This is a genomic window from Bacillus sp. B15-48 (assembly GCF_016879755.1).
In the GTDB taxonomy this organism is placed as follows: Bacteria; Bacillota; Bacilli; order Bacillales; family Cytobacillaceae; genus Mesobacillus_B.
This window is the reverse complement of record NZ_WOFU01000003.1, coordinates 497817-524272: the sequence shown is the minus strand read 5'-3', so window position 1 is coordinate 524272 and position 26456 is coordinate 497817. Positions and strand designations below refer to the sequence as shown.

The window sequence follows — 26456 nt, the reverse complement described above, 5'->3', positions numbered from 1 at the left end:
AAATTCCGGTGCCTGACTCTACTATGGTAAAGCATTACCGCGTCGGGGGTCAGGTACAATGGCCAGGTACTTTTTTTAGTATTAAATATTTAATTTTGTAAAAAAACTATGATATAGTACAATATAGATAGATTGTTAAATATTTCACAAACTGAGTCTTAGTAAATACATAAATTGAGGAGTGTTGTAAATGCAAGGGAAAACAGCGATTATTACTGGCGGTGGAAGTGGGTTTGGAAGAGAAACGGCTGTAAAACTTGCTCAAAGGGGAGCAAATATTAGTGTTGTTGATCTATCGAAAGAACATGGAGAAGAAACTGTAAAACTTTGTAAAGAATTGGGTGCAGATGCGATTTTTATTGAAGCAGATGTTAGTAAAGTCGAAGATGTTAAAAGTTATGTTTCTCAAACAGTGGAACACTTCGGAAAGATTAATATGTTTTTCAATAATGCCGGTATTTCTGGTTCAGGTGTACGCACATTAGAATGTTCAGAAGAAGAATTTGACGCCATCGTCAATGTGAATTTAAAAGGTGCCTTTTATGGCTTGAAATATGTTGTAAATGAGATGTTGAAAACGGGTGGCGGTTCCATTGTTAATACGGCATCATTAGGTGGTATTGTTGGAATTCCAACATTGGGACCTTATTCGGCAACAAAACATGGAATTGTTGGGTTAACAAAAACGATTGCTGGCGAATATGGAAGAGATAATATTCGTATTAATGCAATTGCTCCAGGAACGAACGAAACCCCAATGGTAAAAGCATTTCCAGCAGATGCGATTAAGGCGATGGGGGATGCAGTACCAATGGGAAGATTAGGGCAGCCGCATGAAGTTGGAAATGTCGTCGCATTTCTACTAAGTGATGAAGCATCCTATATTCACGGCGCAGTCATTTCGATTGATGGTGGCTCTGCAGCGCTATAACGTCAGAAAAGTAGGCCCTTATTCTGCTGCCTGACCCCTTTATACTTCAATATTTGGAGTCATGAGCCTGTTTTAAACCAAAAGGTTGCGACACCTAATTAGGTGTCGCAACCTTCATATTTATTATTCATTTGTTTTTACTGTAAGTACATCATAACCTAATTTCTCAACCGTATCTTTTAATTGATTCGCGGATACTTTATTGTCATCAAAATCTACTTTAGCTTTGCTGGCGTTAAATAAAACCTTTACACTTTCCACCCCGCCAACTTTCCCAAGGGCACTTTCGATTTTTTTTATACATGTTGGACAAGTTAATGTTTCTAATTGCAAAATGGCTTTTTGCATTATTATTTCCCCCTTTAGTTTCTATGCTCCCAAAAAGCGATTGGATATTGTCGTCAAATTAGCAGCCTCCTGAATTTTTGTTTTGATTTCCTTTTGTTTCTATACTTACATTCTAGATCATGCTAAAAATCATAACCTTGATATAAATCAATTTTAGAGAAACTTATGAATTTGCCTTTTCCTTTTCCACAATCTCCTAGTCTTATAAAAAATAAGAGGTTCGAAAATTAAATTTCCTACCCTCTTAGATCTACCCTGAAATAACTGTGGAAAAATGTTATTTCATTCATTTATGTGCCTAATATTTTTGCATGGATGTCTGTTATTATAAATTCTTAAAAACCATTATGCTGCCAAGCTTTCTTTGATCTGTTCAGCGGCTTTTTTTGCATTTTGACCAGCCTTCGTTTTAAATTTGATTAATCTCATGGCATTCAAGATGACAACTAGGACGCTGCCTTCATGGATAAACATTCCGCTTGCTAAGTGGACTTTCCCTCCTAGGACACCGATGAGAAGAATAACGACTACTGCTAAAGCAATGATTATATTTTGGCGCATATTTCTTATTGTTGACTTAGAAAGGGCATGGGCATGGGCATATTGTGAAAGTTTATCAGCCATTAAGACGACATCGGCAGTTTCCATTGAAACATCCGTTCCACCTTCACCCATGGCGATCCCAATATCTGCTGTTGCAATTGCCGGAGCATCATTGACCCCATCGCCTGCCATCGCTACTATGGCACCTTCTTCTTTAAATTTCCTTACATAGTCCACCTTTTCATTCGGTAAAAGCTCCGCATAAAATTGATCGATTCCCAGTTGTGTTGCCACAGATTCTGCAGTATGGCGATTGTCACCAGTGAGCATAATGATTCTTTTTATTCCATTGGCACGCATATGTGCTAACGCTTCCTGAGCATCATCGCGGATTTGGTCAGCTATGGAAATAATCGCTTCTAGTTTGCCGTTGATTGCAATAAAAATCGCCGTGTTACCCGCTTTTTCTCGATTTACTGCATATTGCGCTGCCTTTGGTTCAACGTGAACTCTTTTATCATCCATTAATTTTCGATTTCCCGCTAAAATCATTTGTCCATCGACAGTGGCCGTTAGTCCTTTCCCTTTAATCGCTTCACCATCGGTCAGTTGATACATGTTCAGATCAAACCCTTTATTTTTTGCATCTTTTACAATCGTTTGACCTAAATGGTGTTCTGATATCGTTTCAGCCTTAGCGACCAATCCTAAAATATCGTTAGACTTCATTGAACCAAAAGTATAAAAATCAGTTACTTCAGGTTTCCCCTTTGTCAACGTTCCAGTTTTATCAAATATTAATGTATCTACCTTGGCGAACGTCTCCATGATTTCGCCACCCTTGATTAACACCCCATTTTTCGCACCATTTCCAATTCCAGCTACGTTTGATACCGGGGCACCGATGACAAGTGCTCCAGGACATGCGATGACTAGGAAAGTGATGGCTAAATGTAAGTCACGAGTAATGATATATACAAGAATTGATAAAACGGTTACTCCTGGTGTGTAATAATTCGAAAAACGGTCGAGGAAACGTTCCGTCTTTGATTTCGAATCTTGTGCTTCCTCAACAAGCTCGATGATTTTAGCAAAGGTCGTATCATCACCAACTTTTTCAGCAACGATTTCAATATACCCAGTATCTAAAATCGAGCCGCTGAATACGTGGCCATCATTGGATTTGTTGACAGGAACCGATTCACCGGTAATGGCTGCCTCGTTGATGGATCCCTGACCTTTTACAATGACCCCATCAACTGGGATTTTTCCACCTGGTAATACAACAATGCGATCGCCTAGCTTGACATCATCGATACTAATATTTTCCCTGTTGCCATCTTTATGAAGTAATATTGCTTCCTGTGGTGCCATATCGACCAGTTCCTTCAATGAAGAACGGGTTTTTTGTAACGTCCGATTTTCTAAGTAAGCACCGAATAAAAATAGAAATGTTACAACAGATGATTCAACATATTCTTGAATATAGAGAGCTCCTATTACAGCAATAGTAACAAGTAACTCGATACTAAAAGTCCGAAGTCTAATAGACTGCCACGCTTTAATCGCGATCGGCACAACAGCTATCACGGTAGCTGCGATTAAAAGCCCATTGCTCCATTCCGTATACTTCATAAATTTTGTAATGAATCCCAATCCAATTAAAATCCCGGCGATGAGCGTGATATGATTGGTATGTCGTTTAATATGGTTCAACATTTCCATTCATTCCTCCTTTTTTCCTGATCCTTTATCGCAGATTAACTGGCAGTAAAACTCCCCACTTCAAGACTTGAGGTTAACTAGTAAGATAAGGGGGGAAACTGCCAGTAAATGCCCGATTGGCGAGATAAGATTTTTCTTTGGGCTTCAGCCTTAGAAAAATCAATCGGGCTCTGCGCGACTAACCATCAGTGGGGGATTAAGAAGACCCCCTCTATCTAATGGAAGTTTCGCTTTATCTTGTCTTTATCTTAACGGAATCCCAGGAAGAAAAAATTGATGTCGGTCAAGAAATGGAAGGAATGAATTTTAAATGAATACCCAAACAAAAAGAGCAATAGTCGTTACAAAAACTGATGAGGATTATGGGGTCAAAATATTTTTACAAGCTTATATAAATAGAAAGACTACCATATTAAAGGTAGTCACTGGATAAACCAACTGTATTTAGGGAATATCTGGCCTGAAAAGAAGAAGTGGTAGAGCGAAGTGAATGATTTTCCGGAAAAAATCTAGATGTCCAAAAGTATGAGAATAAGAAATTAGAGGAATTTATTGATAGTGTGAGTGAGAAGCACAATCTTGTTCCTCCAACAGAAGGACTCCTGCCTGATATTTTAATAAATAAACTGTTAAAATCAATAAAAAAAGAAATGTATGATGGGTTTGGGTAGGCGATGAATTTGGTACTGAAAGAAAGTTAGAATTTATTGATGATCTAATCAACCAAGATACATTGGGAAGGCATAATCTCTTTACACATCTGTATGCTACTTTTACTATCCATAGTCAACAACTCATAACTGGAGTCACGAGCTTGTGAAGGCAAAAATCGCCTTCTGGTATCAACAGCCCAATATACGCCCGTTGGCATACCGATTCAATCACCTCATTTAAGAGGTGAACTGTTTGACGAGGAACCAAGCGAACCCCGTATTGATAATCACATGCGCTTGGCTATCGCTACATGTAACGTTTTTTTGTTCGTGTTGCTTGAACATTTTACGATGCAGAGCTTTTCCTGCATCAACCCTATATGTTCAGTTTTCAAAGAACAATCTCTAGTTATATTATAGCATGTATAATGTGGGATACAAAAAGATTAGCTAACATGTCGGATACTTAATCTAGTACGAAATCCCGCGATTTTCTAGCACTAGACCGTATCCGAAGGCGATTCATCTCATGACTGAAGTCACGAGGGTTCTCGCCTATTACCTAAATATGAGCCTTCTCCAATGTGATGAAAAACTAACCTGATAGGTTACATCGATTAAAAAGTTAGTTCGCAATACAATTGTTAAATTGCCTTTCTAATTCCTCTTTGTTTAAGTCCTTCCCAATAAAAACAAGTTCGCTAAGCTTTGTTTCGTTTTCTTTCCATTTCCGATCCGGGTGTCCAGAAAACAACATATGTAGTCCCTGAAATACGATTCGATGTTCCATCCCTTTAATATGAAGAATCCCTTTATAGCGTAGCAGATCTTCGCCTTTTTCCCGAACGAGATCACCCATCCAATTATCTACCTTTTCTAGGTCTAATGGTTTTTCTTCCCGAAAAGCAATAGAGGAAACCTTATCATTATGATGGTGATGGTGATGATCTGCTAGAAAATTAGGATCAACTTCAAGTTTCTGCTTCACATCAAATGTATTGATTCCTAAAACTTCCTTAATATTTATATTGCAATTTTGAGCATGCAATCTTTTAGCTGCAGGATTTATATTGGTAAGTCTTCGCTCCAATGATTTTAGATCATCGTCAGAAACTAAATCTGTTTTATTTACAATGATTACATCAGCAAAAGCAATTTGCTCTTGAGCCTCATCGTGACCATCTAGATGCCTAGAGATATGTTTGCTGTCTACGACGGTAATAATACTGTCCACTTCGAACTTGTTGGAGAGCAACTCATCCATAAAAAAGGTTTGGGCTACAGGTGCTGGATCCGCTAGACCCGTCGTTTCGATCAAAACACGATCGAATTTTACTTTTCCTTCCTCCATTGAAAATACAAGAGTTCGGAGAATACGAATTAAATCCCCACGAACTGTACAGCAGATGCAGCCATTGTTCATTTCTAAGATTTCCTCGTCACCATCAACGACCAGCTGATTGTCGATCCCAACTTCTCCGTACTCATTGACAATAACGGCAATCTTTTGTTGATGCTTTTCAGTTAGGATTCGATTTAAAAGGGTAGTTTTCCCTGCACCTAAATAACCAGTAAGAATCGTGACAGGAATTTTGTTCGGTTTCATTTTAGCCATCGGTTTTGTCTCCATTCATAGTATTTTTGATACTTTGCTAACTTTATTTTTGTCTTTAGAAACCCCAGTGATGATTCCAGGTAAACGCTCAAAACGATTGTCATGAAATGAATGGCTTACTTTCTCCATATAATCTTCATTGGTAAGAAGTGAATCAACAAAGTGGGGAGCATCCTCTGGTCCTAAATCCTTATACCATGTACCTTTTGGATAATGAATGACAACACACTTATCATGACATCTGCCATTACACCGCGTACGGGTTGTGTGAATAATATCGTCTAGCTCTCGGTCTGAAATTTCTTTTCGAATGGCTTGAGTTAGTTCCTCAGCTCCAACTTCACTGCAACTGCTGCCGTTGCAGAGAAGAATATGATGTTTCGTATGACTTAAATCCCACGTCGCCATAATTAGTTCCTCCTTAGTTAAAAAAGAATCATTACGATTTAAATGATAAAAAAATTCAAATCGATTTTGTATTTTTCTTTAGCATATGGGCATTTAAAACGTAATCATTCCGATTTATTTTTAATATTATCCTATTTGAAAATCAAATGCAAACAAAAAATGGAAGATTATTCTAATGAACGGTTAAGAGATTGATTTTCTAAGTTCGAAAGGTATCGCGCAGTTTGTTATGATCTAAATCATCTCCGATAAATACAAGTGTATTCTTCATCTTTAGCCCTGAATTAATGTGAAGGTGCATGCCATAGGAATATTGAAAGAGAAGTGTATCCGGATTTCCTTTGAATTGAATATAACCTTTTATACGGTAAATATTATCAGGCATCGCCTTTATAAAATCTTCATATAAGCATATAGAAATCGCTTGAATCGTATTTTTATATTTTTCAGATTCGAGGGCTTATTTTTATCCTTATCTTGGCACTCATTATTTACTCCATGCGCATTGGGGTATTAGGGGGATTTCTCTGAGCAAGCTATCGGTGATTGAATGTCTATTGTTTATTATTCGTCGCTAGCGGCGAAGTTTAGTTTGAATCTGTTGTAGGGTGTTACTGCTCCAATCTTCCAACAAAACTTTTATGTCTAAAATGAAGTCCATGTTTCCGATTATGGTCATATATTTAAAGTAAGTGAACGTATTTTAAAAAGCTGCCTTTTTAATATGGGGGGTGGGGTCTATGACCCAAAACCAAGTAAACAAAGCGTTATCTGAGTTTGAGCAAAAGACACCTAAATCTAAACAATTTTTTAATAAGGCCAAAAGGTTTATGCCCGGGGGAGTGACTGCTAATATCAAATACTATGCTCCATACCCGGTTGTGATGAAAAAAGCGAAAGGATCGTATTTGTATGATGTGGATGGGAATGAATATGTGGATTACCTCCTTTCTTATGGTGCGCTCATTTTAGGACATGGTCATCCGGAAGTAGCCAAAGCGATTCATTCTCAACTTGGTGATCTTGGCACATATTTATTAGGAACGCCACATGAGTTGGAAGTGGAAATGGCGCAAAAAATTCAACGTTTTTATCCAAGCATGGAGTCGATCCGTTATACGAATTCAGGAACAGAAGCAACCCTGTTAGCCATTCGTACTGCTTATGCTTTTACGGGAAAACATAAAATAGCGAAGTTTGAAGGGCATTATCATGGAGGCTATGATCAACTTCTTTTCAGCATAAACCCAGCTGTTCAAAAAGCAGGACCAGCTCAGCAGCCAATCCCTGTCGCTGAATCGAAAGGGATTGATTCCTATCATCAAGACCATACAATCATATTACCGTTCAATGATATCGATGCAACCGCAGATATTTTGAGGAAGAACAAGGAAGATCTTGCTGCGGTAATTATGGAGCCGATTCAAGGGGGCTTCATTCCTGCAGAGAAAAAATTTATCGATGAATTGCGTAAAATAACGAAAGAATTAGGAGTTCTGCTTATTTTTGATGAGGTTAAAACAGGATTTCGTATTGGTTTAGGTGGTGCGCAAGAATATTACGGAATCCATCCCGATCTTACAGCGTTAGGAAAAGCGATTGGGGGTGGTTTTCCAATTGGAATTCTTGGCGGCAAAGCGGAAATCATGAAAGTGAGTTCTCCATCTGCGAAAGCGGATGTTTTTGACGGTAGTCAAAGTTCCTTATCAAGCGCTGACAACGTTCTATTCCATAGCGGTACCTATAATGGACATCCGACTATTTTGGCGGCGGGATTAGCGACAGTAAAGGTTTTGGAACAAGAATTGCCTCAAGTCGTTTCAATGACAACGATGTTGAAAGAAGGCATCACAGAATTGTTTATCAATCAAGGAATTGGAGTCCATACCATTGGGTTAGGTACCATTTTCAATGTAGTCATAAGTGATATGGAGAAAATTAAAAATTATCGTGATTACCAGCAATCAAATTTCATGATGCGAAAAGCTTTGGATTTCTATTTACTCAATGAAGGGGTTTATACCAAACCACTAAACCGCTATAGCCTAGCTACCGCTCATACGAAAAAAGAAATTGACCGGACGTTAGATGCTTATGATCGCGTCTTAGCTAAAATGAAAAAATAATGTCGGCATCCCCTGTGTGAAACACCGGGACGGTTCTCGCGTTTCAAACTCATGGGGTCAGTCGCTTACTCAACGAAACCGTTAATTGGGTGGGAGACAGACCCTATGCCGAATAACCTCCTCCAAAAATTGGTTCATACATTCTTTAAACTTCACAGACTTCTTATATATATATAAGAAGTCTGTGAACGAATCATGAAAATAATGGCTCTCGGAATGTGTCAAGCTATGCTGTCATAAATTCATAAGGTAAAACAGCACATACTTTGGAGGAAAGAGAATGAACCCTATGTATCCCTATCGCGTGAATCCGCAAATAGCACAAAATGGACCGATGCAAGTTATTGTCATAGAACCTTTCGTATATGAAACGCTACGCAGTCTAATAGGAAAAAGAGCCGTCCTTGATACCACACGTGGTTCCGTTAGCGGAATGGTTGTTGATGCAAAGCTAGATCATGTTGTCATTCAAGAGCATGATTCTACATTCTTTGTTCGCCTACGTGAAATCGTTTGGATAATGCCCGAATCTTAAACCCACCCATGATTTTATTAGAAACACCGGGACGGTTCTCGCGTTTCAAACTCAAGGGGTCAGTCCCTTACTCAACGAATCCGTTAATTGGGTTTGGGACAGACCCTATAGCCACTTTCGGAAAAGTGACTTTAACTATTGCTTGTGGGGTCATTTTTAACAACCGTTTTTTTTACACCTTTACTTATATAAGGTTTCGCACTCTTTTTTTTGTTTGCACTAGCTTGCCAACGATTCCAACCCTTCTTGTCTGTTCCTCTCCCTGTTCCGCCTTTTCCTTTAGCTTTACTCATAAAATTCACCCCATTATTATTCTAAGTTGAGTTACCTATCTGGTTAGTTTTAGTCATTTTACTCGGTTATTAACCAAGCATATTGCAATAAAAAAACATCCTTCCAGTTACCCATACTATTGTATATCGTTTTTAAACACCTGCACCGTTCGTTTAAGAAAAATCTATCACAAACTCTATATTTATTTTAGCACGAAACACCGGGACGGTTCTCGCGTTTCATAACAATTGTACTGGCTATATTTTGATTTACCACGAACTTGAAAAATTGAGGTTATAGTGGGCAACTAAGACCGATCAAATTTGCGGTATGTAAGAGATTGATTCCACAAACGACTAATAAAGGGATTAAATGACACAATTAATATGGGAAATTTTGGATAAACAGGAGAACCGTCCCCATGTTCCTGCACTTAATACAAAAATAGTTCTATGAAAAAAACGGAAAGACAAGCGAATAGGGCAACACTTACTAAGCTGGCTCCGCGATAGGCAAAAAAAATGGCGACGATAAAGCCGATGAGCGCCGACCATGGGGAGGCCGTTGCGTCTAAAATGGCTGGGAAAACCATGACTGCTAAGGTCACATACGGAACATAGTATAAAAACGAACGGATATAGATATTTTTGATTTCTTTTCTGATCAATGTGAGTGGCAGAACCCTAATAAGATAAGTCACCACTGCCATCACCAAAGTATAAAAAATCACATTACTCATACGTATCCTCCTTTACCGGGAAGGCAAACGCAGCAATACCTGCGATTAAAATTGTTAAGATGATTATTTTTACGCCGGATGAGATGGATGCGAAGAGTGGAAGCTCTGCAAATACCAGACTTAGTACCATTGAAATGATAATTAGTCCGGAAAGGATTTTATTTCCTTTTGCCGGCGGAATAATGACGGCGAGAAGCATTCCGAATAATGCAATGCTTAATGCACTGATCATTCTTGGCGGCAGAATGTTCCCCGAAATAACTCCAAACAATGTCCCTAGTGCCCATCCCGGCACTGCGGCACTCATTACGCCATAAAAATAATAAGGGCTCAACTTTCCGGGGACTGTAATGGAGACCCCGAATACCTCATCCGTCACTCCGTATGCCATGATTAATCGGTGGAATATTGGCGTGTTAGGATCTATCTTTTGGGATAAAGCAAATGACATCAGAAAATATCTGGAGTTGATAATCAGCTGGGTGACAGCAATTTCGACGATGGCTGCCGCGCTGGCAATAAGCGTTAGCCCCGCAAACTGTCCAGCCGAGGTTAAATTAGTCACGGACATAAATACTGCTTCAAACGGATTAAACCCAGCTTGCTTGGCAAGAATTCCAAAAGTAAATGAAACCGCAAAATAACCCATTGCAATGGGAATTCCGTTCTTCATCCCACTTTTCCATTGTTTTATGTTTGTCTTCATTTTTTCTCCTCCAATGATGCTGTGATGAAAGGGGCATTTATCAGAAATAGTAGCATGTAAAGGTGCCTAGTCACCACTAGAAACTTCTATTTCAAAAAAATAATTCCACAGCAAGCTTCCTCAATCGGAGGCTTTTTTGATTTTGATTTACATATTGATTAGGTCAGGGTCAAGAGTTTGACGTGGATTATGAAAATGAACATGAACATGATGAAATGGAAGCTGAAATCAAGGACGATCGAGGAAACAAAAATGTAAAGGGGGACAAAGCATTTGAAAGGTTACACCAATCTTTGAACAATTCGCTTTTGGTCAAGATACACAAAACAAAGAAGTGATTTCCGAAGTGCTAAACGGCTTTAATTTAGACAAAGACTTCCAAGAGTTTGAATTAAAAGTGCAATTCCTTGATGGGGATGTAAAAGAATATAAAGTGGAATAAAACAGGGGGACGGTTCGTCTCCTTTTTTGTGAAAGTGTGAGGGAAGGGACAACAGAACCGTCTCGGCGTTTTTTAACAAAGGGATTAAATGATACAATTAAAATGGTAAATTTTGGAGAAACAGCAGAACCGTCCCCGTGTTCCTGTTTTTATATTTTTCAGAAAAGTACTTGTTCTCTTTTGAAAAAAATGGTAAGTTATCATATGGCATCTGCAAATCGTAATTGTTCCGATTTGATAAAAAAATAGAAGAATAATAATTAGGGAGGTACTATTATGATTCTTACCAGTAAAACAATCCTCAAGAAAATAGAAGAGGAAGAGCTTTTGATTACCCCATTCAGAACGTCCCAAGTTCAACCAGCATCTATTGATTTACGGTTAGGAAAACATTTCATGATCATTGATAAGTCTTCTACTCCTTTCATATCCCTAGAAAAACCAATTAGCTATAAGCAAGTTTGCCAAGACACGATTATCATTCCACCTCAAGGATTTGTATTAGGTACCACGATTGAGTATATTAACCTGCCCAATGATCTCACAGCCTTTGTTGAAGGAAGAAGTTCCATTGGAAGGTTAGGATTATTTATTCAAAATGCTGGCTGGGTGGATCCAGGATTTCACGGACAAATCACTTTAGAACTTTACAATGCAAACCGCGTACCTATTGAATTAAAAGCAGGGAGGCGTATTTGTCAAATAGTCCTAGCTCGTTTAGATCAAAAAGGCACAGCGTATACAGGAAAATATAGTGGTCAAGAAAAAGCAACAGCGAGTCGAATCTACCTTGATGTGGAATGTAAAAATGCCTTTTCAAGGAGGGAAAAGTTTAAGGAATTTGATTAACCTATAAGTCTTTTGGATTTAAGCAAATTCTATAAAATAATAAAAGAAAAGAGGAAAAAATATATGAGTGTAAGTCAACATAGGAAAGAGGCACCTAAAAAAGTGAATTGTAAAGTTATAACAGTCAGTGATACACGTCTAGAAGAGACAGATAAAAGTGGAAGATTAATTATACAACTGCTGCAGGACGCCTTTCATACTGTACAGAATTATCAAATTGTAACAGATGATTATGATGTCATTTATGACGCAATAAAGACAGGTTGTTTAGATAACGAAATTGATGTCATTTTATTGAATGGCGGAACTGGTATCGCAAAACGTGATGTTACCATTGAGGTTGTTGAACGTTTAATAGAGAAGCAGCTGCCAGGGTTCGGTGAAATTTTCCGCACGCTGAGTTATTTGGAGGATATTGGTTCAGCAGCCATTTTAAGCAGGGCTATTGCAGGTGTTTTTAATAATACAGCCATTTTTTCTATGCCTGGATCCAGTGGAGCAGTCAAGTTAGCCATGGAAAAGATTATTATCCCGGAAATATCTCATGTAGTGAGGGAAATACGGAAAGACTTAAGATAATAAAGTATTTCCATTTGTTAATATTTCTTCCTTATAAGGAAGTTTGCCTATTAAAAGAGCCTACAAAATGTATTGTAGGCTTTTATCTCTATCACTGTGCAATGATTTCGACTGGACCATGGTCATCACAGTGCCCATTATGAACATGATGTAATCTTCCATTCACTAAAAAATCCATATGATTGCCATGAGGGACCAATTCATGCCCACAATCACTTTCGTGGTCACATCCGCAATTAATTGGATTACATTGATCTGGGTTCGTTTCACTAATGGGGAGCTTGCACTCATCCCAATGTCCTTCGTGTTCATGGTGTAAATGACCGTCGTGGACATAATCAATATGGTCATCGTGTCGAATTTTTGTATGTCCACAAGCAATGCTGTGTTGATGTTTATGTTCCCCTGTATGGGTTGAATGCTCCATTTTCTGATATCCCCCTTTTAATTTAGGTTCATATTTCATTATTCCCCTTAATTTTTTTGAAAAACCATAAGGAATAGAAATAAGGGGGGATCTTCAAGTGTTTCCCTAATAAAAATTGTACTGGCTGTATTTTGATTTACCACGAACTTGAAAAATTGAGATGATAGTTGGCAACTAAGAACGATCAACTTAGCGATATGTAAGAAATCGAGTCCTCAAGCTATTAATAAAGGGATTAAATGACGCAATTAATATGGAAAATTTTGGCGGAACATGAGAACCGTCCCCGTGTTCCACCCGTGTTCCACTTAAAAGTAATAATTTCCATTAGTGACAATATACTAAACTATAAATAGTAACCATTACGATTTATGTAAGTATTTTAAGGGTAGAAGGGGAGAGAGTTTTTTGGCGAAAAAAATACCTGTGTATATCATTAGCGGATTTTTGGGAAGTGGGAAGACTACTGTTCTTTTAAACATGATTAAAGAGTGTGATCGGAATCATCAAAGGCCAGGGATCATTTTAAATGAATTAGGAGAAGTAAACGTTGAAAGCTATTTGTTTAAAAATCATCATCTTAAAGAATTATTAAACGGCTGCATCTGTTGTACAATCCAAGACGACTTAAGAGAAACATTAAACTATTTTATTACAGAAGCTAAAAAAAATAGGATTGATGTATTATTTATTGAAGGTACAGGCGTTGCCAACCCACTAGAGATAGAAGAGGCTCTGTTGAGTGCTGAATACTTAGATTATTTTGAATTAAATTCAACCATTAGTCTCGTCGATGCAAGCCATTTTTTGGAATATCAAAGTATTTTTTCTAGTACTACTGAAGTGCGTAAATTGTTGAAGGAGCAAATTTCAAGTGCTTCAATCGTTTTATTAAATAAAACAGACCTTGTTAAAGAAAAAAACTTAACAAAGATTGAAAATAAGATAAAAGAGGATGTAAAGTCTGAGGTACAAATTTATAAAACAAAATTTGGAGACATTCCAATAAAGGAACTTTTTTTCAAAAGGTATTATGTTCATATATCTCAAAGTCAAAAAGAGCACGTGTTAAATACCAGCCATGTATACAACGATGAGAGCGATAATAGTGAACATAATCATCATCATAAGCATCACCATCATCATCATTCTGCCATTAAAGCTTTAAAGATTGACAAGTTTCCTGAAATGAATAAAAGAAAATTGGAAAAGTGGCTGAAAAGGCTGCCTAAAAGCATTGTAAGAGGCAAAGGCATTGTCCGATTAGAGGGGAGTAAAGGTTTTTTTAGTTTTCAGTTTTCGTCAGGGAGAATGATAGTAGAAAACATTAGAGAAACACAAACGATCCAACCTGCTATCATCTTAATTGGCGATCGATTGAACCCAGAAGAAATTCTTCATAGCTTTAAGAGTACATTTAAAATGCAAAGCTTTTAAATAGATGAAAAAGGCATGAATACAGGCCTCTTATTCTCTGATATGCCTTTCTTTAGTGTACAGGCTTGGCATTTGAACTACTCGTCACTAAAGTAACGAGATTCCTGCGAACACCGAGGTATCCCTCAGTTTTTTAGCAGGCTATCCCCGTCGCACCGACGGTTAGCAGTACCAATGGCGTGAGCCTCCTGCGGTGAAGCAAACTTGTACATTTGAACTCACTGTACTTGCTTCCTTTGCTTGTTTTTTGCTACTTCAGCAAGTGCAGGGCGAATGATGCTTGGATATTTTACGTGACAAAGCCTTTCTTGTCACAACCCCATATATCCAGTTTTCAAAGAACAACTTATACAGGAATATTATACCATGCAAACATACGTTCTGGCTATCACCAACCGAAAATTCATCCCATGTCTAAAGACAGGCTTTGCCCTGCACGGGTGTTCTTTTCGGAAAACATAAAAAGCTAAACACATATAGCTAGAATATGGAACATTCGTTACGATACAAGACGATAGGATGAAGGAATATGTGAAGGAATGATCTGTATGATTCGTTGGATTCATTCGTATCTTATTGATTTTACAAGTTTACTAGCACTTAGTATTGTCATTTATTTTATAACAATTAGTCAATTAGTTGGAAAAGAGTTGGCCATTCACATCCCGAACTCTTTTCTGCAGTTAAATACGATTTTTTTAAGTATTTTAATAGAAGCGATTCCATTTGTTTTAGTCGGAGTCCTTATAGCAGGGTTTATTCAAATATTTATAACCGAAGAGCATATTCGCCGTTTGATTCCACGAAATCGATTTTTAGCTGTATCCATGAGTTGTACTGTAGGAGCTTTATTCCCTGCTTGTGAATGTGGAATTGTGCCGATTGTGCGGAGATTAGTATCAAAAGGCGTGCCTATACATGCAGGAATCGGCTTTCTTCTTACTGGTCCGTTAATTAACCCAATTGTGATATTATCCACCTATATGGCATTTGGGAATGATAGTAAAATGGCTGGGTTAAGAATGGGGATTGGTTTTTTAGCAGCATTGATCATCGCTTTAATGATTAGCTATTTATTTAAGTCGCACCAATTGAAACATTCTGTATCAGACATTACTGACGCAACAGATGTAACAATGAAGAATGAGCCCTTTAGTCATCGGATCGGAGGAATGATTAAACATTCAATCGATGAGTTTTTTGATATGGGAAAATACTTGATCATTGGCGCTTTTGTTGCTGCGTTCGTACAAAGTCATGTGTCAGCGAAGTCAATGTTTTTCTTGGGGGATGGTGTCTTAGGAACGACCATTGTGATGATGGGACTAGCCTATTTTTTATCTTTATGTTCGGAGGCGGATGCTTTCATAGGTGCCTCATTTAGAAATTTAGTTCCAACTACCTCCATATTGGCTTTTTTAGTTTATGGACCAATGATTGATTTAAAAAACACGATTATGTTGTTGAGTGTATTTAAAGTAAAATTTGTATTCACGTTATTAACCTTAATCACTTCCATTGTGTTTTTATGCATCAGTATAACGAGTCTCTTTTAAGGTGGTGAACGCTGTTGATACGTGTACATTTTCAACATTTCCTCAGAGCAGTCATTTTAGCAGCCTTTGCTATTTTCTTTATCGGGCTACATTATTCCGGCGAAATAACAAAGTATATAAATCCAAAGTACGATGTAATGAGTCAGATTGCTGCGGGTGTTTTTATTCTTTTTTTCTTCGTTCAGCTTTTTCGGATATTTGACGATAACGATGGTCAACATGACCACTGTCCGCCTGGGTGTACCCATGATCATGGATATTCTGATGCATGGCCAAAAAAAATAATAAAATACTCGATTCTTCTTTTTCCATTATTGACAGGCTTTGCATTTCCACCAACGATATTAGACTCATCGATTGCAGCTAAAAAAGGAACAGTTCTTCCTCAGGGGAATGGAAATGGAAATAATGGAACAGAGGAGTTTGAATTTGAAACGGATTCCATTTCCCTACAGGAATATGAAGAGGTTCACCCTAACAATAACTATTTTTCTGAAGAGAAGTATGATGAGGAAATGAAAAAGTTAGAGGTAGTAGATGTCATTCAGATGAAAAATGATATATATGCCTCTTATTATGATGCTATTAGTAGGAAACCGAAGGAATACATTGGAAAGAAAATTAAAGTTAGCGGGTTTGTTTATAAAGAAGAAGGACTTGATGGGAATCAGCTTGTTCTATCGAGATTTCTTATTACACATTGTGTTGCTGATGCAAGTATTATTGGGTTTTTAACCGAGGTTAAACAGGCTAGTGAAATAGAGCAAGACACATGGCTAGAAATAGAAGGAACTCTGGATATAACATCATTTAATGGGGTAGAGCTACCATTAATAAAGGCAAATAAATGGAAGGTAATTGAGGAGCCCGTCGAACCCTATATCTATCCGATTTTAACAAACCACACTGAGTAGTTATTTCATTAGAAAAAGTACTTTTTTGTTTTCTCGACAATTTTAAAAAAACTTTCCTTTTAAAATTAATCATAAAAACCTTGATAATAGGAAAAAAATTTTATAAAATGTAAATCGTAATTAGTTCGATTTACTTGTGTAAAGGAGAATTAAAAATCTTAATTCACCATGTGGAGAATATAGTCATTCAATTGTTAACAAATCTTTGCGATGCTAGCTTCCTTATAAGTATCGGATCTCTTATCCGAACTGGCGGATGGGGTAATTTCTAGAACATCTCTAGGACTAGACAATCTGGAGAGAAACAGCTATAATCCACAGTCAACAAATCGTAATGATTACAATTATCGCTTAGAGGGGTGAACAAATGACGAAAAAAATCCCGGTAACCGTTTTAAGTGGTTACTTAGGTGCAGGGAAAACAACCTTGCTGAATCATGTTTTAAAAAATCGCGAAAATAAAAAAATTGCTGTCATTGTCAACGATATGAGCGAAGTTAACATCGATGCTTCCATGGTAAAAAAAGGTGGATTCACAAGGACAGATGAAAAACTAGTTGAACTTCAAAACGGCTGTATTTGCTGTACATTAAGAGAGGACTTAATGATCGAAGTGGAAAGGCTTGTTCAAGCCGGTGATATAGATTATATCCTAATTGAATCATCAGGTATTTCAGAACCAATCCCAGTTGCCCAAACATTTACATATGTCGATGAAAGTCTGGGAATCAATCTATCAAAATATTGCAAACTTGATACGATGGTAACTTTGGTGGATGCGAACCGGTTTTGGCATGACTTTGCTTCTGGTGAGAGCCTGATGGATCGAAAGCAGGAAGTGGATGAAACCGATACTCGTGAAGTAGTCGACTTGCTCATTGACCAAATTGAGTTTGCGAATGTTTTAGTTCTAAATAAAATCGATTTAGTGGATAAAGACAGTGTACAAGAGCTTAAGGCTGTGTTACATAAGTTAAATCCAGGGGCAAGGATGATTGAAAGTGCCCATTCACAAATTGCCTTAACGGATATTTTGGATACTGGTTTATTTGATTTCGAAGAAGCAAGCCAAGGTGCGGGCTGGATAAAGGAATTGAATGAGGAACATACGCCAGAGACCGAGGAATATGGAATTTCCTCTTTTGTCTACCGGAGAAACAGGCCGTTTCACCCGGAACGATGGAGACGATGGCTGGAGGATTGGCCTGTAGATATTGTCCGGGCAAAAGGGTTCTTTTGGATAGCATCGCGAAACAATATGACAGGATTATTATCCCAAGCTGGTCCTTCGATCATTTTCCAAGGAGCAGGGGAATGGATTGCTTCCTATCCGGATGAAGAAAGAGAGCAAATTCTTAAGGATGAACCAGAATTGCTTGAAAGATGGGACCCTGAATTTGGAGATCGAATGACAGAACTCGTCCTAATTGGGGTGAAGATGGAACGAAAGGAACTTGAGGACGGATTGGATCAATGCTTATTAACAGATGAAGAAATGAAGATGGACTGGTCCGAATTTCAAGACCTACTGCCAGCATTTTCGGTGGTTGAGTAAAGATTAAAGGAAATGATGAAAATTAGGAGGAAGAAAAAATGAGAGTGAAAATTACATTGGCATGTACAGAGACAGGGGATCGCAATTACATTACAACAAAAAATAAACGAAACAATCCCGACCGGATTGAGTTGATGAAATACTGTCCACGCCTAAAAAAACGTACATTACACCGTGAAACGAAATAACAAATTTTTTTATCATGTAAATCGTAATTGTTTCGTTTTGTAGTTAAGGGGTGAAACCACAAATCCAGATCGTCTTGAACTTGTGAAATATTGTTCACGGTTGAAAAGGCAAACTTTACATCGAGAAAATAAATAAGCGTACTATCCCGGTGATGCAAAAAAAATAAAAAGTGAAGGGGGAAATGGGAATGGCAAAAAAATCAAAAGTAGTGAAAGCAAAAAAACGTGAGGAATTGGTGGGAAAATATGCGGCCCTTCGCAGGGAACTAAAGGAAAAAGGGGACTATGAAGCCCTTAGAAAACTTCCGAGAGATTCTTCACCCACGAGATTAAAGAACAGATGTGAAGTGACAGGAAGACCAAGAGGGTATTTGAGAAAATTTAAAATGTCCCGGATTGCGTTTAGAGAGTACGCTCATAAAGGGCAAATTCCAGGAGTGAAAAAATCAAGCTGGTAGAGTTCACGTTGGGTGCTAGGTATAAGTATTTGGTGGTTTAAGGATGACATAGAAAACGATGGAGGGAGCGTCTTGAAGCCGATTAATCCAATCTTAATTGAATTTTTTCATCGTAGTGCCGTCTTGAATCTCCCAGATAAAATGCGGGAAATCTATCAGTTTATAGAAACGAAGGAAAATCAATTAGAGGAAATTTCCTCTAATGAAAAGCAATTTATTAATCTTATGATTGATAACTCCCCATTTAAAGCGGCAGCAGAACATTTTTCACTGGATATTTCTTCTATAAAGCAGGTAATGGATGAGGCACAAGTCGAAATTGATCGTTTAATCGATGAAAGATGTAATCGTGTAAAATGGATCGATTGTACGGACAGTCTGAAAAAACAGCATGGAGAAGGTCATCTTCAATGGTCCTTTATATTTGTGTCGTAACCTGTCGGGGATCGGGAAGAAAAAGGTTTAATCAAAAGAATAAATGGGAACGAACAAGATTTACAGGTGGTGTTTTTAGTTGTATGAGTGGGTGATTATTGGCGGAGGGATTCAAGGAGTAACCCTAGCTGTCTTTTTGCTGAAAACTGGGAAAACAAAGGTGGATAAACTAGCCATCATAGACCGTAATCATGAACCATTAGCAAATTGGAAGAGAAATACGAAGATCATCTCGATGCCATACTTACGTTCTCCCGCTGTTCATCATATTGATGTTGCTCCATTTAGTCTCCATTCATTTGTAAAAAAGGGCTACTATAAGGAAAGTACCGCCTTTTACGGTAAATATAAGCGGCCATCTCTAGAACTGTTTAATGATCATTGTGAGCATCTTGTAAATGATCTATCGTTAAAAAGCTCTTGGGTTCATGGACATGTCCAGAAGGCATTTAAAATAAAGGATGGATGGCAGCTCCAATTGGAAAACGGCCGTGAAATACGAGGCAAAAAACTCGTTTTGGCTATAGGAATTGGGGAACAGCTTAATATGCCGGATTGGGCAATGGATCTCGACAGGAAATCACCAACCCGAGTTTATCATATTTTTGATAAAACGATGCCCGATTTTGATTCACTGGAGCTTCCTATTACCATTGTCGGGGGAGGAATCTCGTCTATTCATGCGGTTCTTAAGTTGAGTGAACTGTATCCGAGTCAAGTCACATTGTTAAAACGGCATTCATTTAGAATCCATGATTTTGATAGCGATCCAGGCTGGTTAGGTCCAAAACGGCAGACCGCATTCCATAAAGAAGGAAATTATGTAAATCGAAGGGAAGCTATTATAAACGCCAGAAATAGGGGATCCATTCCCCATGACCTCTATATAAAGGTATTAAACAGAGTCAAACGTAAATCCCTTGCTGTTGAAGAGGGAGAGGTCGTTCGCGGCGAAGAAAAAAATGGCCGTGTTTATCTTTATGATAAGGATGACAAAATGATTGTAAAAACGGGTACCGTTCTTCTAGCTACCGGATTCTTGCCAAGCCTTCCAGGAAGTGATTGGATCAAGCCGATGATTGAAAAAATGGAATTGCCTTGTGCGGAGTGCGGGTATCCTATTGTATCGAAAGCTTTACAATGGGGGCCTGATTTATATGTGGTTGGTGCTTTAGCAGAGCTTGAAATGGGTCCAATTGCAAGAAATATTTCTGGCGCAAGACAAGCGGCCGAACGAATCGTGAATTATTTATAAAGTGAACGATTACATACTGAGACGGTTCCTGCGTTTCTCTTGGAAATACTTGAACCGTCCGGTGTTCTCTTTTAAAAGGCTTCACTTCACCCCAAAATGTCCTTTAATTCCGTATCGGAATATACAGCAATTAACACAACGGCTTTTCCGTCGCCAATATTTTTCACATAGTGTGGAACACATGCATTCCAGCTGAAAGAATCTCCTTTTTCGACAATGTAATGATCTTCTCCTTGCTCTGCGAGAAGTTTGCCTTCAAGTACGAGGTGGGTTTCAACCCCTTGATGGGCGTTTGGTTCTCCCATTGAAGCTCCTGGAGGGAATTCGACGATTCTCAAATGTAACCCCTCTTTTGAAGCTAAATGTTCAACCGTCAAACCGTTATAGGAAGTTGTTGTTCTTGCATCATTCTTAACAACTTGCATTTGTTGTTTTTTTTCTAACAATAAGTAAGGCAAAGGAACTTTTAAAAAACTTGCAATTGTTTGCAAAGTGCTGATTGATGGGGAAGTGTTATTGTTCTCAACATTACTGATGAATCCTTTTGAAAGCCCTGTTGCATCGCACATTTGGGCAATCGTTATTTTTTTTCGTTTACGGATGTCACGAATCTTTGATCCAATATCCATATTAGTCACCTCAGATGTTTTCAAATAAGAAACATATATCTATATTAGCAAAAAAAACATTGACAATCTATACACATCTTGTTACTTTATAGATAACAAATATTCATATTAGAAAACAAATAACCTTGCAAGAGGTATTTATTTTTGTACTTGGGTTTCCCAATATGAATCTTTTATTCTTATGTAAATACAATTTAGCTAAAGGTCTTTCGTTAGCGGTTCATCCTGTTGAAGGAAGGTAAAGCTAGTTTAAAATACAATCAATTGAAAGGGAGGTTGTTCATAGATGATTCCAGCTTATTTTATTGCCCATGGTGCTCCGCTTTTGGCAATTGAGGAGAATGCATATACGAAGTTTTTAATGCAATTAGGTCAAGATATTCCTAAACCAAAAGCGATTGTTCTGTTTTCTGCCCACTGGGAATCACCGGTTCAAAATGTAAGTGAAGTCGAACAATATTCTACGATTTATGATTTCGGTGGGTTTCCAGATGCCCTGTATCAAATCGAGTACCCTGCAATAGGAAGTAAGAATGTAAGTGAAGAAATCAAAGCTTTATTCACAAACGAAGGAATTGCCTATCAAACAGAAACGAGTCGTGGCTTGGATCATGGAGCTTGGGTTGTACTCAGAATGCTTTATCCGAATGCGGATATTCCTGTCATTTCGATGTCTGTGAATCCAGGGTTATCACCTGAGGAGCAGTATAAAATTGGGAAGTCGCTATCAGAACTTAGGAAAAAGGATGTCATGATTATTGCTAGTGGGGGAACGGTTCATAACCTCCGGGCATTGGATTGGCGCGACAATGGGGAAATCACTCCATGGGCATTGCAATTTGATGAGTGGCTGGAAAAACATTTAAAAGCTTGGGATACAGAGTCTTTATTTAATTATGACTCACTTGCTCCTTCTGCCCAGTTGGCAGTTCCCCCATATGGCAATGAGCATTTTATCCCGATTTTTTATGCAATGGGGGCAGCGGACGATGAGCAAAAAGCAACTTTGCTGCATCGTAGTTATCGATATGGAAGTTTAAGTCATAGTATTTGGCAATTTGGTTGATTAAGAAGACTATTTATAAAAAAATTTGGAGGTAATGAGGAATGAATAACAAATTAGCTTGGAGTACATTAATTTTACGAGTTGTATTAGGGATTACCTTTTTCCTACATGGTTTTGATAAATTTAATTCAGGAATCGGAAACATAGTAGGGTGGTTTGAAAGTATTGGACTTCCAGGAGGCTTAGCGTACGCGGTAGCTGTGATTGAATTGGTTGGCGGATTATTATTAATCGTTGGTTTAGGTTCAAAAATTGTAGCTGCGTTATTAGCTGTCATCATGCTTGGAGCGATTTTCACCGCTAAATTGGCTATGGGCTTTTTAAATGGCTATGAATTAGATATCGTATTATTTGCAATGGCATTATTTATCGCCGTTAACGGAAGTCAAATGTTTGCAATTGGTTCAGTGATTACGGGGAAAAAAGACGAAAATCATACATCAGCAGCTTAATTCATAATAAAAAGCATCCAATTATTTGGGTGCTTTTTTTAAAAAAAGATAAGAAAGATAAAATTTTGGGTCTACCACAGTCATTCGTGCTGTGGTATTTTCGCTTTATGGAGACTAACTATTCTACGACAAATTTTTTCGATAAACACCAACATTGGGAAGCTTTTAAAAGAAAACAAGGTGCTAAAATCCGTCCCATTGTAATCAATTCGAGAAATTTCAATAGTCAACAACTCATGACTGAAGTCACGAGGGTTCTCGCCTATTACCTAAACAACTGGAGTGAATATTGATGGAAATCAGAGATTTATTTGATTTAGAGAATGATACGACCTTTCAGCAACTGAACCAGCAAGTGAATTCGTTTAATACATTAAAAATCTTAAAATTAGAGAACCATGAAATTCGTCATTCAAATATTTTGGCTTGGCTGATGAATCCAAAAGAAAACCATCATTTACGTGATTATTTTTTACGTAAAATGATTGAACATCTTATCCTGGTGGAAGAAAACAGTAGTAATGTTCAATTTGAAACCGTTGCGGAAATCCTCAATCATTCATTGATGGATAGCTATGTATACCGTGAAGTGAAAACAAATAACAATCGCTTTATCGATTTGCTTATAGTTAATCAACAATTGAAATTTGCCATTTTAATAGAAAATAAGTTTTATTCTACAGAATCTAAAAACCAGTTGGACGATTATTTAGATTTTATCCAACATACATTTAAAGATTTTACTATCATTCCAATTTACTTAACATTGGATGGGGAAAACCCTTCTAATCAACAATACTTGATCCTTACTTATGAGCGGATTGAATCGATTTTACATACTATTCTTATGCTGTATCAGGATCAATTAAGCGATAACGTTTATAAATTTATTGAAGACTACGACCACATTTTAAAAGAGAAATTCCATCAAAATCAAGATCAAATCCTACAGGCAATTGAAATATACCGCAATCATAAATTGACAATAGATGCACTGTTTGAGGAAACTTCTATCCTCAATAAATCATTGCATTTTGAATCAGGTTATCAGTTTGAATTCATGATGAAGTATAAAGACACAATCAATTACATTTTCAAACATGGACAAAATATCCTGTCATACAGCTTCGATAAGTTCATCCAGCAACAGTTTAATGGAGAGGTTCTTTACAATGCTCATCCAACTATCCCTAATTTACTACCGCCTGAATGGCATTCTATTAGCCGAATCCCATTAAGAGAACCAAGTTATTGGCTAGGGAAAGGATTAATCGTTTGGTTCGAACAAACGAATGATCGTCGTTTGCGTCTGATTGCTGAAGTAGGACCGATGGAATATGCGGGACGTCTTTCATTGCTTGAACAATTAGAAAGGATAGGAATTTCGATTAAACAGAGTTCAAAATTAGAAAAAGCTCGTTATACAAGATTTTATTCGCAAAAAATGGACGTTAATAAGTGGGATGATATCGACGAGCTCACACAGGCAATCTCTGATTTATATAATAGTCCAGAATTTACGTTATTGAGAAAGCAAGTGGCGGCCATTTTAAAGGATGAAAATCCGGTAAAAGAACAACAACCTGACCCTGCGGATAGTTCCTCAATAAATGAGACGAGAAAGCAAGTTCAAACGGCATTTAAAAAGTGGATGGAATCTAAAAATATTCCTGAAAATCATTATCGTGTGTCATCCCGAAATTTATCTTTTAAAATCCCGCTATTTGATGCATACAAAGAAAAATTAGGAGAAACAAGAGAAAAATGGTGGTGGGATCATGGTCCATTTTTATTTTGGATGAATATGAACACAGACACAGACTCGTTATATTTCACGTTAGAAATTGGTCCAATTGAAGCGGATAAACGTGTGATGTTGTTGGAAACGATGAAGGAAAAAGGAATTGAATTCAATAGAAAAGGGCTTTCACTAGAGGCTAAATACACTCGCATTCACTCAGAATCCATTTCCATTAAAGGATTAGAAGAACCAATGTTAATCGACGTTTTTCACTCATTATATGATAATAAGGAGCTACAAAAGATTTTAGAAAAGCTACAAAGAATTTATGATGAAACGATTAGTAAGCTAGAGCTAGAGTAATCATGTCTTTGTTCAGGCAGACATGAAAATGGACTTTAATATAAAAGCATTAAGTATATCATTACGCATTTGTTTTTTGTGCGAAGCTTTAATCAATTATGTAGTTTAGTATTCTATACCACACTTACATATCTCCAGCTTTTACGTATTGTTACTAACAAAAAAAGCGCACTTGAGAAAGATCAAATGCGCTTTGCCGTACTATTAAAATAATTCCCGGGCCAATAATCGATAAACATCGAGGCGTTTCTCTTGTGAGTGAGGAATGCTGCAAATCATCGCTTCATCATATCCATAATGTGCTTGTTCTTCTTGTAAAAAGTTTGCAATGCCTTTCACAGCACCGACTAAATGAATTTTGCGGTTTTCTTTAATGATCATTCGATCCATTTCTGTTAGTGGATAATCACGAGCTTCTTCCGGTGTCAACACAGGCCCGAACTTGCCTCTCGTAAACAGCAAACGCCAAATATCTTGTGGTCCTGCTTCAAATTCTGCTTCTTCTTTTGTCTCCGCTGTTGTGACCATATATGAAACATTGATTTCCGGTTTCTCCATGAGAGCGGTAGGTTGGAAATGCTTTTTATATGCATCTAAAATCTCTTTCGTCATTTCCCCATTGAAAAACTGGGCAAACGAATAGCCCACCCCTAAACGTCCAGCTTGAATGGCGCTGTTGCCAGTCGACCCCAACAGCCATGCCTCTGGCAATTGGACATGAGAGGGTGTTGCGATGGTTTGGTTATAGAGGGGATCCTCAGGTTTTTCATCATTGATCAACTGCAATGCGGTCGTGAATTTTTCATACATATTATGTACTTGCGGTTGACGTCCTTCAGATAAAGCATAGATGGAACGCTGGTCCCCACCTGGAGCTCGACCAACGCCAAAGTCAATCCGACCTGGCGAAAGGGCGCTTAATGTTTTAAACACCTCAGCTAATTTTAACGGAGAATAATGCATCATCATGACTCCGCCGGTGCCAATTCGAATCGTTTTCGTTTTCGCAGCAAGGTGCGCGGCCGTCACTTCTGGAGCTGAACTGACAAATTCATTTGTGCTGTGATGTTCAGCCATCCACATTCGATGATAGCCTAATTCATCGCCTAAGATTGCCAATTCTTCTGCCTTTTTCAATGCATCTGCCGACTTGTTTCCCTTCGTAACAGGAGCTTGATCCAAAATACTTAGTTTCATTTTCAAAGTCCCTCCTTACCATATGTATTCCTGTGTCTAATCACTTTTTTTTAAAAATACAAATGATTATCCTTTTAAGTATAGGGAGTGATGATTGGAAAGTAAATTTTTTGAACTGAGAATTAGGGTGAAAACAGAAGGTAACTTTAAACATTTATTATAATTTTTCGATAATGTTAACGGAGCGATTTTTTTATCTACTAAATTGAAAATGAGTCAAATTAGGACGCGGGACCTGTCTCTATTAAGAGAAAGGGGGTGGTTGTGTGGGTGTAACGAAGGTGTCGTAGGTAGTGGGAGAACTCTGCTAC

At 37.8% G+C, this 26456-nt stretch carries 27 protein-coding genes and 2 pseudogenes; 18 read left to right on the top strand and 11 right to left on the bottom strand.

The annotated features are described in order from the left end of the window. Positions 1 to 190: 190 nt before the first annotated feature. A complete protein-coding gene (locus tag GNT69_RS13000; RefSeq protein WP_203555372.1) occupies positions 191 to 931 on the top strand; it encodes an SDR family NAD(P)-dependent oxidoreductase in 741 nt (246 codons plus the stop codon). Positions 932 to 1054: 123 nt separating this feature from the next. Here GNT69_RS13000 and GNT69_RS12995 read toward each other — a convergent pair whose 3' ends face one another. The 5 genes from GNT69_RS12995 to GNT69_RS12975 all read right to left on the bottom strand — a co-directional run bounded on the left by GNT69_RS12995 (position 1055) and on the right by GNT69_RS12975 (position 6617). Beyond that, positions 1055 to 1279: a heavy-metal-associated domain-containing protein gene (locus GNT69_RS12995; RefSeq protein WP_203555371.1), complete on the bottom strand. Its 225-nt coding sequence runs from the start codon at positions 1277 to 1279 to the stop codon at positions 1055 to 1057. A 345-nt stretch (positions 1280 to 1624) separates the two neighbouring features. Continuing rightward, the gene (locus GNT69_RS12990; protein WP_203555475.1) at positions 1625 to 3541 is read right to left on the bottom strand and encodes a heavy metal translocating P-type ATPase; all 1917 of its coding nucleotides are present in this window, start codon (positions 3539 to 3541) and stop codon (positions 1625 to 1627) included. Between the two features lie 1284 nt (positions 3542 to 4825). Then, positions 4826 to 5815 (bottom strand): CobW family GTP-binding protein, encoded by a 990-nt coding sequence (locus GNT69_RS12985; protein ID WP_203555370.1) that lies wholly within the window; start codon positions 5813 to 5815, stop codon positions 4826 to 4828. A 15-nt stretch (positions 5816 to 5830) separates the two neighbouring features. Beyond that, complete coding sequence (locus GNT69_RS12980; protein WP_203555369.1) at positions 5831 to 6223, bottom strand: (2Fe-2S) ferredoxin domain-containing protein; 393 nt, start codon at positions 6221 to 6223, stop codon at positions 5831 to 5833. A gap of 199 nt (positions 6224 to 6422) precedes the next feature. Then, positions 6423 to 6617, bottom strand: a complete 195-nt coding sequence (locus tag GNT69_RS12975; RefSeq protein WP_343206500.1) for a CobW C-terminal domain-containing protein — start codon at positions 6615 to 6617, stop codon at positions 6423 to 6425. 346 nt (positions 6618 to 6963) lie between these two features. Here GNT69_RS12975 and GNT69_RS12970 point away from each other — a divergent pair, with 346 nt between their 5' ends. Both GNT69_RS12970 and GNT69_RS12965 read left to right on the top strand, forming a co-directional pair. After that, the gene (locus GNT69_RS12970) at positions 6964 to 8349 is read left to right on the top strand and encodes an aspartate aminotransferase family protein (protein ID WP_203555367.1); all 1386 of its coding nucleotides are present in this window, start codon (positions 6964 to 6966) and stop codon (positions 8347 to 8349) included. 280 nt (positions 8350 to 8629) lie between these two features. After that, positions 8630 to 8884 (top strand): DUF2642 domain-containing protein, encoded by a 255-nt coding sequence (locus GNT69_RS12965; RefSeq protein WP_203555366.1) that lies wholly within the window; start codon positions 8630 to 8632, stop codon positions 8882 to 8884. 131 nt (positions 8885 to 9015) lie between these two features. Here GNT69_RS12965 and GNT69_RS12960 read toward each other — a convergent pair whose 3' ends face one another. From GNT69_RS12960 to GNT69_RS12950, 3 genes are all read right to left on the bottom strand, one after another. Continuing rightward, positions 9016 to 9177, bottom strand: coding sequence for a DUF3934 domain-containing protein (locus GNT69_RS12960; protein WP_203555365.1), 162 nt, complete (start codon positions 9175 to 9177; stop codon positions 9016 to 9018). Positions 9178 to 9590: 413 nt separating this feature from the next. After that, a complete protein-coding gene (locus tag GNT69_RS12955) occupies positions 9591 to 9896 on the bottom strand; it encodes an AzlD domain-containing protein (protein WP_203555364.1) in 306 nt (101 codons plus the stop codon). After that, positions 9889 to 10602, bottom strand: a complete 714-nt coding sequence (locus GNT69_RS12950; protein ID WP_203555363.1) for an AzlC family ABC transporter permease — start codon at positions 10600 to 10602, stop codon at positions 9889 to 9891. Before GNT69_RS12950 ends, GNT69_RS12955 begins: the two co-directional genes overlap by 8 nt. A gap of 176 nt (positions 10603 to 10778) precedes the next feature. On the opposite strand from GNT69_RS12950, the pseudogene GNT69_RS26200 reads away from it, so the two are divergent. The 3 genes and pseudogenes from GNT69_RS26200 to GNT69_RS12930 all read left to right on the top strand — a co-directional run. After that, positions 10779 to 11044 (top strand): annotated as a pseudogene (locus GNT69_RS26200) (YusW family protein); the annotation flags it as partial. A 276-nt stretch (positions 11045 to 11320) separates the two neighbouring features. Then, positions 11321 to 11893, top strand: a complete 573-nt coding sequence (gene dcd, locus GNT69_RS12935) for a dCTP deaminase (protein WP_203555361.1) — start codon at positions 11321 to 11323, stop codon at positions 11891 to 11893. Positions 11894 to 11956: 63 nt separating this feature from the next. Then, a complete protein-coding gene (locus tag GNT69_RS12930) occupies positions 11957 to 12472 on the top strand; it encodes a MogA/MoaB family molybdenum cofactor biosynthesis protein (RefSeq protein WP_203555360.1) in 516 nt (171 codons plus the stop codon). A 91-nt stretch (positions 12473 to 12563) separates the two neighbouring features. On the opposite strand, the gene GNT69_RS12925 is transcribed toward GNT69_RS12930, so the two are convergent. Continuing rightward, complete coding sequence (locus tag GNT69_RS12925; protein WP_203555359.1) at positions 12564 to 12899, bottom strand: hypothetical protein; 336 nt, start codon at positions 12897 to 12899, stop codon at positions 12564 to 12566. A 408-nt stretch (positions 12900 to 13307) separates the two neighbouring features. Between GNT69_RS12925 and GNT69_RS12920 the strand changes: the two genes are divergently transcribed. The 9 genes and pseudogenes from GNT69_RS12920 (at position 13308) to GNT69_RS12880 (ending at position 20697) form a co-directional block, all read left to right on the top strand. Continuing rightward, complete coding sequence (locus GNT69_RS12920) at positions 13308 to 14336, top strand: CobW family GTP-binding protein (RefSeq protein ID WP_203555358.1); 1029 nt, start codon at positions 13308 to 13310, stop codon at positions 14334 to 14336. Between the two features lie 548 nt (positions 14337 to 14884). After that, positions 14885 to 15892: a permease gene (locus tag GNT69_RS12915; protein WP_203555357.1), complete on the top strand. Its 1008-nt coding sequence runs from the start codon at positions 14885 to 14887 to the stop codon at positions 15890 to 15892. 14 nt (positions 15893 to 15906) lie between these two features. Then, a complete protein-coding gene (locus tag GNT69_RS12910) occupies positions 15907 to 16806 on the top strand; it encodes a TIGR03943 family putative permease subunit (protein WP_239094191.1) in 900 nt (299 codons plus the stop codon). A 367-nt stretch (positions 16807 to 17173) separates the two neighbouring features. Continuing rightward, a complete protein-coding gene (locus GNT69_RS12905) occupies positions 17174 to 18361 on the top strand; it encodes a GTP-binding protein (RefSeq protein ID WP_203555356.1) in 1188 nt (395 codons plus the stop codon). A 38-nt stretch (positions 18362 to 18399) separates the two neighbouring features. Then, positions 18400 to 18549, top strand: coding sequence for a 50S ribosomal protein L33 (rpmG, locus tag GNT69_RS12900; protein WP_016203575.1), 150 nt, complete (start codon positions 18400 to 18402; stop codon positions 18547 to 18549). Between the two features lie 67 nt (positions 18550 to 18616). Further along, a pseudogene (gene rpmG / locus GNT69_RS25500) lies at positions 18617 to 18685 on the top strand (50S ribosomal protein L33); the annotation flags it as partial. Between the two features lie 52 nt (positions 18686 to 18737). Beyond that, the gene (gene rpsN, locus GNT69_RS12890) at positions 18738 to 19007 is read left to right on the top strand and encodes a 30S ribosomal protein S14 (RefSeq protein ID WP_203555355.1); all 270 of its coding nucleotides are present in this window, start codon (positions 18738 to 18740) and stop codon (positions 19005 to 19007) included. Positions 19008 to 19079: 72 nt separating this feature from the next. Further along, the gene (locus tag GNT69_RS12885; RefSeq protein ID WP_203555354.1) at positions 19080 to 19442 is read left to right on the top strand and encodes a hypothetical protein; all 363 of its coding nucleotides are present in this window, start codon (positions 19080 to 19082) and stop codon (positions 19440 to 19442) included. 79 nt (positions 19443 to 19521) lie between these two features. Continuing rightward, positions 19522 to 20697 carry an FAD/NAD(P)-binding protein gene (locus GNT69_RS12880; RefSeq protein ID WP_203555353.1) on the top strand — a complete coding sequence of 392 codons (1176 nt, stop codon included), beginning with the start codon at positions 19522 to 19524 and terminating at the stop codon, positions 20695 to 20697. An 86-nt stretch (positions 20698 to 20783) separates the two neighbouring features. Here the strand turns inward: GNT69_RS12880 and GNT69_RS12875 are convergent, their stop codons facing one another. After that, complete coding sequence (locus GNT69_RS12875; RefSeq protein WP_203555352.1) at positions 20784 to 21326, bottom strand: helix-turn-helix domain-containing protein; 543 nt, start codon at positions 21324 to 21326, stop codon at positions 20784 to 20786. Between the two features lie 286 nt (positions 21327 to 21612). On the opposite strand from GNT69_RS12875, the gene GNT69_RS12870 reads away from it, so the two are divergent. From GNT69_RS12870 to GNT69_RS12860, 3 genes are all read left to right on the top strand, one after another. Next, positions 21613 to 22392, top strand: coding sequence for a DODA-type extradiol aromatic ring-opening family dioxygenase (locus GNT69_RS12870; protein WP_203555351.1), 780 nt, complete (start codon positions 21613 to 21615; stop codon positions 22390 to 22392). 41 nt (positions 22393 to 22433) lie between these two features. Then, a complete protein-coding gene (locus tag GNT69_RS12865) occupies positions 22434 to 22844 on the top strand; it encodes a DoxX family protein (RefSeq protein WP_203555350.1) in 411 nt (136 codons plus the stop codon). Positions 22845 to 23136: 292 nt separating this feature from the next. Beyond that, positions 23137 to 24948 (top strand): PDDEXK-like family protein, encoded by a 1812-nt coding sequence (locus GNT69_RS12860; protein ID WP_203555349.1) that lies wholly within the window; start codon positions 23137 to 23139, stop codon positions 24946 to 24948. 204 nt (positions 24949 to 25152) lie between these two features. Here GNT69_RS12860 and GNT69_RS12855 read toward each other — a convergent pair whose 3' ends face one another. Continuing rightward, complete coding sequence (locus GNT69_RS12855; RefSeq protein WP_203555348.1) at positions 25153 to 26145, bottom strand: LLM class flavin-dependent oxidoreductase; 993 nt, start codon at positions 26143 to 26145, stop codon at positions 25153 to 25155. Positions 26146 to 26456 lie beyond the last annotated feature (311 nt).